The organism is Eubacterium sp. AM46-8 (genome assembly GCF_003466705.1).
Taxonomy (GTDB): Bacteria; Bacillota; Clostridia; order Lachnospirales; family Lachnospiraceae; genus Lachnospira.
The window spans coordinates 71,619-83,796 of sequence record NZ_QSEU01000004.1; the positions used below are offsets into that span (position 1 = coordinate 71,619).

Genomic DNA, 12,178 nt, shown 5'->3' on the forward strand with positions numbered 1-12,178 from the left:
TATACTTATCCTAATATGAGCTTTTTCAAATGCTGTTCTTCAAAATCAGCAACGCATACAGGCTTACCATAATAGTATCCCTGAATATAATCTGCGCCAAGTTCCCTGACACACGAAAGCTCTTCCTTTGTCTCAACACCCTCAATACACACATGCAATCCCATCTCATGTGCCATCTTAACTATAAAACTGACCATAAGATAATTATTTCTCTGTTTATCTATGTCAGTTATAAATGACCTGTCAACCTTAACTATATCAAATATTTTGTCACGCATATATCCATAGTTGGAATATCCCGTTCCAAAATCATCAATAGCAAGTCTGAAATCATTCTTTATAAATTCTTTAAATACCCGCTCAACTGCCGGAATCCGGTCCATCTCAATTGTTTCAGTTATCTCAAATACATAATGATTATTGGCTGCACTATACCTTCCAATATACTCCAATACATCTTTAATTATATTACTTTTGACAATCTGTACAAAAGACAGATTAATATGCATTACAAAGTCTGGAATATTGGTAATCCATCTGTTGCATGCTTTGGCAGCCGAATCAATTATCCATCTTCCAAGTGGAATAATAAGTGCGCTTTCCTCCAATAGTGGAATAAACTTGTCCGGTCCCATAAAGCCATACTTTGAACAATTCCACCTTATAAGTGCCTCAGCTCCTGACAGCCTATCATTCTGTGGATTATATATAGGCTGAAAATACAACTCAAAGCCTTCAAAACCTTCGCTTATACATCTGCGAAGTTCATCCTGTATACCAAGTTTCTTAATATATTCTATATAATTGACAGAATCAAATATTTCACAGCGGTTCTTACCATTTAATTTGGCAGCATGAAGCGAGAATTTAGCATTTTTTAATAAGTCATTAAAGCTGTCTCTTTCCGTATCAAATTCAGCAGTTCCCGCAGATATAGTAAAGAATATATCATACTTTCTATGTTCTATCACCCTGTCAATCCTGTTTCTGATTCTCTTATATAAATTCTTAGCCTGCTCAATATTATCCTCGATTGTATATGGCATAAATATAGCACATTCATCACCTGGCATTCTGAATATTCTGAGCGGAGTATCTATATATCTTCTGATTGCATCCGTAAGAATATTAAGTACTTCATCACCTGTCTTAGCACCATATTTTTCATTAAGTTCCTTAAAATTATCAACTCCGACAAGCATGAGGAAACCTCTTGAATGTCTGACTTTGCAATACTCATTGTACACGTTTTCAAGAACTACTTCTCTGTAAAGTCCCGTGTTATTATCAAATCTGCTCTGCTTTCCTATCTCAGATATTCTTCCTATAAGGTACTTTATGCCTTGGCTTATGACATACTGCCCCCGGCAGCTTATGGCAACATATGTGCCATCAACTGTTTTCCATCTGTATTCAAGATTGTGTTCTTTTCTTCTGCCATTAAAACCTTCCTGAAGATCTTCCATAAGCATATCAATGTCATCAGGATGAACAACCGCTTTTAATTGGGCTGTAGCATTTTCAAATGCATTGGATGCAAATGGAAATACATCTGTAATTGATTTGGAATATATAGCTCTGTCATTAGTAAAATCAAATATATACAGGTAATCATCTGTACTTAATTCAACAAGATTAAGGAAGTATTTCATTTCTTCCAAATCAAAATCTCTTCTAATCATAAAAACACCCAATACTTATAAAACATTTTACTGCCTTATCTGTCCCTCTCCATATATAACATACTTAGTTGTTGTAAGTGCCTTAAGCCCCATTGGACCTCTTGCATGGAGCTTCTGCGTACTTATTCCAATCTCAGCACCAAATCCGAATTCAAATCCATCAGAAAATCTTGTAGAAGCATTTACATATACACATGCAGCATCTATTTCATCAAGAAATCTGTTGGCATTATTGTAATCTTTAGTAATTATTGACTCTGAATGGCCTGTGTTATATGTATTAATATGTTCTATTGCTTCGTCAACAGAGTCAACAGTCTTCACAGATATAATATAATCAAGATATTCCATTCCCCAGTCATCATCACTTGCTGGAACAATTCTTGAATCACACTGCATTGCATATTCATCACCACGTACTTCAACATCCTTTTTCTTAAGTGCGTCAACAATAAGCGGAATAGCCTGCTTTGCAACAGCTCTGTGAATAACCAGCGATTCGCACGCATTACATACTCCAATTCTTGAAGTCTTGGCATTATATATAACCTTAACTGCCATATCAATATCAGCATATTCATCAACATACACATGACAGTTGCCTGTACCAGTCTCTATTACAGGTACTGTACTGTTATTAACAACATTCTTAATAAGACCTGCCCCACCTCTTGGAATAATTACATCAACATAATTATTCATCTTCATAAGCTGGTTAACAAGTGCTCTGTCCGTATCTTTTATAAGATTAATAACATCAGGATTAATTCCGTTGTCATAAAGAGCCTTTGCAATAACATCTGCAATTGCAATATTAGAATTAATAGAATCACTTCCGCCTCTTAAGATGCAGGCATTGCCTGATTTGAATGTAAGTCCAAATGCATCTGCAGTAACATTAGGTCTTGACTCATAGATAATCGCAACAACGCCAAGTGGAACTCTCTTAGTTCCGATAACAAGTCCATTAGGTCTTTTCTTCATTCCTGTAACTTCACCAACAGGATCTTCAAGTCCCGTAAGAACTCTTATTCCGTCTGCCATTGCATTAATTCTCTTAACATCAAGTGTTAGTCTGTCAATAAGTGCAGGCTTCATTCCGTTAGCTTTGGCATTAACAAGGTCTTTTTCATTGGCTGCAATTATACTCTCTACATTAGCTGTAAGTGCATCAGCAACCGCTTCAAGTGCCTTGTTCTTCTCATCTATTCCAAGCTTTGCAAGATATCTTGATGCCTTCTTTGCCTTAATTCCAATCTGCTCAAGTGTCTCCATTAATTATCCCTCCTTATAAACTGTGTCTGTGTAATAATATAATCTGGTTTTAAATCATGTTCCTCATAAGGTATAGCTTCTAATAACTGGAAATCAAATGCAAGCGCCGCCTTTATAAATGTATTATCTATGGATAAATATCTGTCATAAAACCCACCGCCATAACCTATTCTGTGAAAATCATAATCAAACGCAAGCCCAGGCATAATAAAAAGTCCATCTCTGGTATCAGCTTTCTCACAGGCGTCAGATGGTTCCATAATTCCCATATAACCGCTTACAAGGTCATTCTCATCAGATAAGCAATAAAACTCCATCTGTGTCTTTGATAAAACTTTTGGAGCATATACTTTCTTGCCATCCATAAAGCACTGCGAAAGAAGCATATATGTATCAACTTCCCTGTTATAGCTCATATACAGAAATACATTTTCCGACGTTTTATATATGTCCGATTTTTTCAATCTGTCAATTATAAGTCTACTCTGCATTTCAATATCTTCATCTGACAATTCATGTCTGCGGTTCATAATAGCTGACGCACTTCATTCTTATCCATCTAGTTACCTTTCTCTGCCTGTTCCTTTGCCAATCTTTTCATCTTCTCATCATGTCTTGCCTTGACATCTATTAAAGAACCATCAGGATTCTTAATCTTAATAGATTCTAACTGTCCTCTTAAGTTTTCTCTGAAAGCTTTAACATAATCAGCTCTTAACTGCTTCTGTTCAGCAAGTTCTGCATCTGTAAGTCCCTCTGCTTTAGATTTATGATAAAGCTCGTTAATTCTTTCTAATGTTTTCTCTGTAACCATACAAACCTCTGTCACTAATTAGTAAATATAATCAAATCATCTCCGCTTTCTACACAACTATTATACACAGCCTTTGTAGAAAACATAGGATGATGAAGTTCCGATATTCTGTATGCTTCAATATATTCAGAAGCTTTCTTAATAAAGAAAAATCGATGTCTCATACGGGTTATAACAACAATATCATTCTTCATATATCTGAATTTCATATCGGAATGAAGCCTGTATTCTGGCTTCTGTGTATTAAGATTAACAAAGCATGTGCTCTTGTCCTCATTCTTAAGTATATAAGGCGTGTCATTAATAATATATGTAAAACTCAAATCCATTGCATGCTCGACATTGTTATTAAATCTTACCTGCTTAACCTTTGTTATAGCATCATATATCACAATCTCTTCTGACTGGCTCTGGAAATTATATTTGGAATAAATAATCTTCCCCGCACTAGCTTTAATATATGGAAATGTAGTATCTTTATCAGATGCATCCAGTTCTTCCATAGTAATCATCTGTCCGTTAAAAGATATCTCCGATACAAACTGCTTGGCATTAAAAAGTGCTATCTTCTCATCATTATGTGAATCATCTGATATAAGCCTGTCAGCTCCGAATTTAATCACACAATTATTACCCCCTGTAGGAAGAACCTTGTATATCCCCAAGTCCTTTACAAATGTATCACTCAGATTATTGTCTGATTCAGAATTAATATCATGTAAAAATATATCTATAAGTTTTCCATTCGTGTCAAGCTTCTCAACAAAAAAATAGTTAGAATCCATTACAAATATATAATATCTTAACTTCCGTGAAATATCAGTGTTATCTATCTCCATACTGAATACAGCTTCATTCTCATTAGTATCAAACATAAATCTGTATACAGTAAGAAGTGTACGGCTTTCAGTCACTGATTCCAGTGATGTGAAGAACATATAATTTCTTTCAAGGCATGCATACCTCACCTTGCAGAAATGATACTTCTTAACCTGTGATGCCACTTCATACTTCTCATTAGTTGCTGCATTAAGAATAAAATATTTTTTTCCATGAAGTCCCTGATACTGATAATTATCATCTGTTATCTGCATTAAAAGCCTGTCATTAATTGGAAAAAATATTCCCTTCTCTGAATTCTTCATCAGCTTAATATCCATGTATGACCTCCCATAGTTGTGCAAGTAATATCCAGTCTTTCTAGTCTATAAGTGACATCAGATCAAAATCAGATGCCCTGTGATTCAAGAACAGAGTTCCAACATTCTCTCCAGCCATAACCCTGATAATATTATCAACATCATTACCGTTAGTAATAATCATATCTGCCCCCGACAGTGTTGCAATCTTTCCTGCGATTAGCTTGGTTGTCATACCGCCAGTCCCCATATTACTGCCGGATGAGCCTTTGCCCATTCCCATAAGCTTATCATCAATCTCATATACAGTCTCAACGAATTTTGCATTAGGATTAGTATTCGGATCATCTGTATACAGACCGTCAATATCAGATAACAGAATAAGAAGATCTGCCCCGATAATTGAAGCAACAATTGCTGAAAGTCTGTCATTATCTCCAAAAGCCTGAAGCTGTTCAATCTCATAAGTTGATACTGTATCATTCTCATTAACAATTGGAACTGCGCCAAGCTTTAAGATTTCGTTAAATGTATTCTGTGCATTAGTTCTGTTCACATCATTAACAATAGTGTTCTTAGTAAGAAGAACCTGGGATGCAACAGCACCATATTCTGCAAATATCTTCTGGTAAACCATCATTAACTTAGCCTGTCCTATCGAAGCGCAAGCCTGTTTTACTGGAAGCTCTGTAGGTCTGTCATTAAGTCCTATAACAGCTCTTCCTACTGCTATCGCCCCGGAAGAAACAAGTACCACATCCTTGCCTGAATTCTTAATATCAATAAGAATTCTCACAAGCTTCTCGATTTTCAGAAGATCTAATCTTCCTGTCTGCTCATGCATAAGCGAAGATGATCCTATCTTTATGACAATTCTTTTCTTGTCTTTTATAAATTCTCTATAATTCCCCATATTCTATATCTCCAGTAAAAAATTCAAACATTGATTTATTTTACTATATTTTTATTAAAAAGTCCATATTATGCCATGTCAGCAGTCTCACACAGTCATATACTCTGCAACCTTAACGCCGTCAACCGCTGCGGATGTTATGCCTCCAGCATACCCTGCACCTTCACCGCACGGATACAAGCCACACACCGATGTGCTCACAAGTTCATCATTTCTTACTATTCTTACAGGACTTGAGGTTCTGCTCTCAACACCCGAAAGTACGGCATCTTTCCTGTCAAAGTCATGTATAAATCTTGAAAAACCATGCACACCTTCAACAACCGAATCTGTCACATAAGAAGGTAATACATTCTTAAGATTAGCAAATGTATATTCACCCTTTATACAAGGCTCAACCTCTCCCAATTCCGTTGTTGTTATATTTTTTTCAAAATCGCCAAATAACTGTACCGGAACTTTTCCATTTCCTTCAGCATAAGCATTTGCTTCTAACTGTCTCTGAAATTTTATTCCGTCAAGTACTCCATGTCCGAAATCATCTGGTCCGACTGTAACAATTATTGCTGAATTAGCATTGCGGGAATCACGGCCTGAATAACTCATTCCATTAACACATGTCCTGCCGTTCTCTGATGAAGCATTAACAACATAACCTCCTGGACACATGCAGAAAGAATACACACCTCGTTCTTTATCTGTATTCTTTGTCTTGTAAGTAACTTTATAATCAGCAGCCGGAAGCTCATATGCAGCATCAGCATAAGCATTATAATTAATCATTTCCTGAGGATGTTCTATTCTTACTCCTACTGCAAAAGGCTTCGGCTCCATATCTATATTCTCACTGTGAAGATATTCAAATGTATCTCTTGAGCTGTGACCTATTGCAAGGCACACTTTACTGCATTTTCTTGCGTGCTCTCCGTCTTTGTCAGCTATGACAACGCCACACACTTTACCATCTCTAATATCTATCTTTTTAAGACAGCTTCCAAAATTAACTTCACCGCCAAGCGCGGTAATATGCTGTCTTATATTCTTAATTACAACCGCAAGCACGTCTGTTCCTATATGTGGCTTATTGACATACAGAATATCTTCTGATGCACCGAACTTTACAAAGCTCTGCAGAACATATCTTATTCTTCCAAATGTATCTGAAATCTGTGTGTTAAGCTTTCCATCAGAAAATGTGCCTGCTCCGCCTTCACCAAACTGCACATTACATTCTGTATCAAGCTCACCCGTCTCCCAGAACTGTGCAACCTTCTTAGTTCTTGTATCAACATCCTGCCCACGCTCATATACAACAGGTTTAAGCCCCGCTTTGGCAAGCTCAAGAGCACAGAATATTCCTGCCGGTCCAAATCCGATAACTACAGGTCTTTTATCTTCATCAACATTTTCTGTAGCAGTAACAGGAAACTTATAGATAACTCTCTTAGACATAACGGCATTCTTACAGCCTGATTTCTTAAGAACATTTTCAAGCTTTTCTTCCCTGCCAGAACGCACCACCTTATACACTTCGACACTGTATATATACATAACCTGAGGCTTGTGTCTGCAGTCAAGTGACCTTTTAGCTATTTCATAATCAATCTGTGCATCTTTTCCAAGTCTTAATTCTTTTCTTATAGCTCCTTCTAAAAAAGTCGTATCTTTATCAGGAGATATCTTTATATTACTAATCTTAATACATTTCTTTTCCATTATTTTCATTCCTGTCTGTTGCAATAATCAAACGCTGACTTAGCAGCAACCACACCGCTGCTCCATGCCCACTGAAGGTTATAACCTCCACATTTACCGTCTATATCCACAAGCTCCCCTGCAAAGAATATTCCAGGATTATCAACTGATTCAAGATTGCCATTCAGTCCTGATACATCAACACCACCCTGACATACCTGTGCATAATCATTGCCCTTATATCCTGTTATATGGTAGCGGAGGGATTTTATATGTCCGGCAAGTTTCTGGCATATGTCGTCATCTATATCAGAAGCCGAGGAATTACCCTCAATTCCAATATCCTTACATATCATCATTACAAGCTTTTTATTAAACAGTCCCGAAAGGCTTTCACTTACTGACTGTTGTTTTCTTGTACTCACCGCGCATTTTATCATTGATACAAGTTCTTCTTCACTGATATCTGCTGCCACATCAACTAAAGCTTCAACCCTCTGACCTTCTTCCAGCGCCCTGACAGCAAAACGGCTCACCTGAAAAACAGGGATTCCTGATATTCCATAATCAGTAAACTGAATCTCGCCAGTATCCCAAGAAACCTCTCTGCCTGCTGCCATAATCTTAACATTACCATATGCCCTTACACCTGTAGCAAGCTTCATATTCTTCTTGTCAGATTCAAGTGCCGTAAGTGCCGGAAGAGGCTTAACAAGCTTAACTCCAAGCTTCTTAACAAGCTTATAACCGCTTCCATCAGAACCAGAAGACGGTGAAGCCGCCGAACCGCATGCAAATATCACTGTCTTAGTCTTAATTGTATTAGTCTTCGCACCCTCTAGCTGTAACACATATTCACTGCCTGCGCTGTCAATTCTTTTAACAGATGTCTCAAAGAAAACCGGAATATCAAGAGCCTGTATCTTTCCTGTAAGAGCCAGTGCCACAGATGCCGCCATCTCTGACCTCGGATACAGATAGCCGTTACGCTCCTTCTTATATACACTTAAATTCTCAAAAAAATGTATTGTATCATCAACATTAAACCTATTAATAATCCCCACCGCATAATCTGCGTTATTGTCCTGATACATTTCCTTAGTCATAAATGTATTAGAAAAATTACATTTGCCATTGCCTGTCTTTAAAATCTTAGTTCCAAGCTTTGCTGTGTGTTCTATAATCACAGTCTGCATATTATTCTCTTTACATTGTATGGCAGCCATCATTCCGGCTGCGCCTCCGCCTATAACCACACAATCAAAACTCATAAAAATCTAATCCTCATATTCAAAATAATCAAAATCTGCCGGAATTCTGCTTCCACAGCCACCATTATTGGCATATATTCCAACAAGCGTTCCTGTATGACGCTTTCTGTCATCAGGCACACCCTCATCACACAGATATATACAGTTTTCAAGCACTCCTGCAAGTTCCCATTGTTCACCATCATAGCTGTAGTAAAAGCTTCTTGTCAGTTTATCAACTACAACCTTTAAGTATATGCTCTGCTCCTTTATATTGTCCACCTGTGAAATAAGCTCCTCACCGTGGTTTCTGTTAATCACAAGCTGTAACTTTCTTCCATTCTCATAGCACAGTGAAAACCTCACATAAGTTGCAGTGCTGTAATAACATGTAAGCCCTGCCTGTTCTCCGTTCTTTTCAGGATAGAAGTCAACCTTTGTATGTGCTGTATACGATAATTCCTGTTCTCTTCTTACAAGGGTATTCTTAGCCCTTGTCTCATTAAGAGTTCCATCCATTGTCCAGAGCCTTAAATATCCTTTTCTTTCTGTAAGAGAATAATTACCCTTAACAGGATTTCTTACAAACTCCCAGTTAAGATTAAGAGTATCATCGTCAAAATCATCTCTTGTCCATTTTTCAAATGTATATTCATGTAATTCAGGTGCTTTCTGTGTAAGGCTTGGTCCTTTCCTGTCATTAATCACGAACCAGCCATCTGAAAGCCATGTTACAGGATCAAGTGCTGTCTCTCTGCCTATTGTTGTATAGTTGCCCTGATTAGGTCTTCCACACAGATAATAACACCACCAGCTTCCGTCCTGTGTCTCAATTATATTGCCATGTCCTGTTCTCTGAATCGGTGCATCTGGATTAAACTGTCTCAATACAGGATTGTATGGTGATTCCTCATATGGTCCATACAGATTCTTTGAACGGGCAACATTGATTCCATGTCCATAGCCTGTACCGCCTTCCGCAAGCATTGCATAATAATACTCACCTTTCTTAAAAATGTGTGGTCCTTCCGGACATCTCTCTCCAGTTCCTGGCCATACACACACACTTTCACCTGTAACCTTAGTGCAGTCATCACTGAGTGGTAAAAGATTGATCCCCGGACTTATAAGAAGATACTTCTTACCGTCATCATCAACAAATAAAGATGGGTCAATATTATCAACCTCAAGCCAGGCTGGCTTTGAATATGGTCCTTGTGGCTTATCTGATGTTACAACAAGCTGACGTCTTAATACATTATTATCTCTTTTGCCATCTCCGTTAAGTCTTAAAGTTGCCATTATAATGAATTTACCATCAACATAATTAATATCCGGTGCCCATATGCCATGTGAGTCTTTAATATCTCTTAAATCAAGTTCTTCTGAATCTGTAATTGCATGTCCAATTACATGCCAGTGAATCATATCCTTGGAATGGCTGATTGCAATTGCAGGGAAATATTGAAATGTTGAATTAGCCATATAATAGTCATCTCCAACTCTTACTACCGAAGGATCTGGAAAGAATCCTCTCTGTACCGGATTGTTATACATATCACTCATATCGTAAACTCCTTTTCTTTAATATATTTTCTGAATTTTGCAGGTGTCATGTTGTATTTCTCAGTAAATATCCTGTAAAAATATCCTTTGTTTCTATATCCAACTTCCTTTATAATCTCATCAACATCCCTTGAATCTTCTTTTAAGAGAATGGCCGATTTGTTCAATCTGCAATCCTGCAGATATTCCGTGAAAGTCATACCTGTCTGTGCCTTTAAAAACCTGTTGAAATAATCCTCCTGATAACCGAATCTTTCAACAAGCATATCTATTGTAACATCTTTCATATTATCTTCAATAAAATCTGTAATTTCCTGATGCAAAAGCCAGTTAATTTTCTTTCTTATGTATCTTGACTGCGCATACTCATATACTGTTCCTAGCCGCCACAGAATCCTAAGCATAAGTCCCTGACATATATATGCAGACGCCATATCCGCCACACCACACTCATTAATAAGATCCGTCAGCATATCTTTTAATTCATTATCATAATGATTTCTGAATGTAAAGTGTATGTATCCGCTGTTCTTTAATGCTTTCCCTAGCTCTTTAATATAATCGGATGCCTGTTCATCTGCCATTGAATTCGTTATAAGTGCTTTAACAATCACATCCGATACTTCAAGTCTTATTACAAATGCAGCTTCATCCTCAAAGCTTTCCCAATGTACACAATCCGAATTAATCAGGCATACATCACCTTTCTTCATATGTACATCATCTCCACTTATATGCTGTGTAAGACTTCCATCAGATACATACAGCAATTCTGCATAAGCATGATTATGCCGGTCAGTTTTAGTGCCTGACACATATCTGTTCAGATGAAATAAAGATTTAAGTACATTATCACCAGTCATTTTATCCAAATCACGCACCTCCTGACATCATAGAAACATTTTAACATAAAAAGTCGTCTTAAGAAACTTATATTTTGAAAAGTCGTTATAGGTAACTTTTGTATATAATCATTCACCTTTGATAAAACATTTGTAATATAAACCCTTAAATGCTATAATAATTATGTTAGTTATGCCTAACTTACATAGAAAGGAGCTTTTATGTCAGAATTTATAATATTAGCAATTCCTTTTATCGGAACATCTCTTGGCTCTGCCATGGTGTTCTTCTTAAAAAAACAGATTGCTCCAAAGTTTGAAAAAATGCTTTTAGGATTCGCGGCAGGAGTTATGATTGCCGCATCAGTATGGTCTTTGCTGATACCATCTATAGATATGTCAAAAGGAAGCAGTGCTCCGGAATGGCTGGCTGCACTGGTTGGTTTTCTTGCAGGAATATTCTTTCTTCTGCTTCTTGATACTGTCATTCCACATATGCATATTGAAAGCAATAATCAGGAAGGTATTAGAACCAATTCCATATCCAAAACTACCATGATGCTCTTCGCCGTAACATTACATAATATTCCTGAGGGCATGTCTGTCGGTGTTGCATTCGCCGGCGCAATGATGAAGGATTCAGGAATAACTGCTACTGCTGCAATGGCTCTTGCAATTGGTATTGCAATACAGAATTTTCCAGAAGGAGCAATTATATCAATGCCATTATGTGGTGAAGGCATGAGTAAGAAGAAAGCATTCATATGCGGAGTGCTTTCTGGTGTTGTTGAACCTGTCGGCGGATTCATAACAATTCTTATTGCTGGTATTATCACGCCTGTTCTTCCTTATCTGCTTTCTTTCGCAGCAGGAGCTATGATGTATGTTGTAATAGAGGAACTTATTCCTGAATCACAGAACGGCGAACACAGCAATATAGGAACTATAGGTGCCGCTGTAGGATTTGCACTTATGATGGTTCTTGATATAGCATTGGGATAG

The 12,178-nt window shown here is 37.2% G+C and carries 11 protein-coding genes; 1 reads left to right on the forward strand and 10 read right to left on the reverse strand.

Annotation, left to right across the window (positions count from 1 at the left end; translation table 11 throughout):
• Positions 1 to 5: 5 nt before the first annotated feature.
• From DW963_RS03915 to DW963_RS03960, 10 genes are all read right to left on the reverse strand, one after another.
• Positions 6 to 1,682: a sensor domain-containing protein gene (locus DW963_RS03915; protein WP_147347574.1), complete on the reverse strand. Its 1,677-nt coding sequence runs from the start codon at positions 1,680 to 1,682 to the stop codon at positions 6 to 8.
• 27 nt (positions 1,683 to 1,709) lie between these two features.
• Positions 1,710 to 2,957: a glutamate-5-semialdehyde dehydrogenase gene (locus tag DW963_RS03920; RefSeq protein WP_117913927.1), complete on the reverse strand. Its 1,248-nt coding sequence runs from the start codon at positions 2,955 to 2,957 to the stop codon at positions 1,710 to 1,712.
• Positions 2,957 to 3,487: a 5-formyltetrahydrofolate cyclo-ligase gene (locus DW963_RS03925; RefSeq protein ID WP_117913928.1), complete on the reverse strand. Its 531-nt coding sequence runs from the start codon at positions 3,485 to 3,487 to the stop codon at positions 2,957 to 2,959. Before DW963_RS03925 ends, DW963_RS03920 begins: the two co-directional genes overlap by 1 nt.
• A gap of 29 nt (positions 3,488 to 3,516) precedes the next feature.
• Positions 3,517 to 3,771: a DUF896 domain-containing protein gene (locus DW963_RS03930; RefSeq protein WP_117913929.1), complete on the reverse strand. Its 255-nt coding sequence runs from the start codon at positions 3,769 to 3,771 to the stop codon at positions 3,517 to 3,519.
• A gap of 14 nt (positions 3,772 to 3,785) precedes the next feature.
• Complete coding sequence (locus DW963_RS03935) at positions 3,786 to 4,931, reverse strand: hypothetical protein (protein WP_117913930.1); 1,146 nt, start codon at positions 4,929 to 4,931, stop codon at positions 3,786 to 3,788.
• Positions 4,932 to 4,971: 40 nt separating this feature from the next.
• Positions 4,972 to 5,823 carry a glutamate 5-kinase gene (gene proB, locus DW963_RS03940; protein ID WP_117913931.1) on the reverse strand — a complete coding sequence of 284 codons (852 nt, stop codon included), beginning with the start codon at positions 5,821 to 5,823 and terminating at the stop codon, positions 4,972 to 4,974.
• 87 nt (positions 5,824 to 5,910) lie between these two features.
• Positions 5,911 to 7,539 carry an NAD(P)/FAD-dependent oxidoreductase gene (locus tag DW963_RS03945; protein WP_117914019.1) on the reverse strand — a complete coding sequence of 543 codons (1,629 nt, stop codon included), beginning with the start codon at positions 7,537 to 7,539 and terminating at the stop codon, positions 5,911 to 5,913.
• Between the two features lie 5 nt (positions 7,540 to 7,544).
• On the reverse strand, positions 7,545 to 8,789 hold the full coding sequence (locus DW963_RS03950) for an aminoacetone oxidase family FAD-binding enzyme (RefSeq protein ID WP_117913932.1): 1,245 nt from the start codon (positions 8,787 to 8,789) through the stop codon (positions 7,545 to 7,547).
• A 6-nt stretch (positions 8,790 to 8,795) separates the two neighbouring features.
• Positions 8,796 to 10,334, reverse strand: coding sequence for a glycoside hydrolase family 43 protein (locus tag DW963_RS03955; RefSeq protein ID WP_117913933.1), 1,539 nt, complete (start codon positions 10,332 to 10,334; stop codon positions 8,796 to 8,798).
• Positions 10,331 to 11,197, reverse strand: coding sequence for an AraC family transcriptional regulator (locus tag DW963_RS03960; protein WP_243269378.1), 867 nt, complete (start codon positions 11,195 to 11,197; stop codon positions 10,331 to 10,333). Before DW963_RS03960 ends, DW963_RS03955 begins: the two co-directional genes overlap by 4 nt.
• 201 nt (positions 11,198 to 11,398) lie before the next feature.
• Between DW963_RS03960 and DW963_RS03965 the strand changes: the two genes are divergently transcribed.
• On the forward strand, positions 11,399 to 12,178 hold the full coding sequence (locus DW963_RS03965; protein ID WP_117913935.1) for a ZIP family metal transporter: 780 nt from the start codon (positions 11,399 to 11,401) through the stop codon (positions 12,176 to 12,178).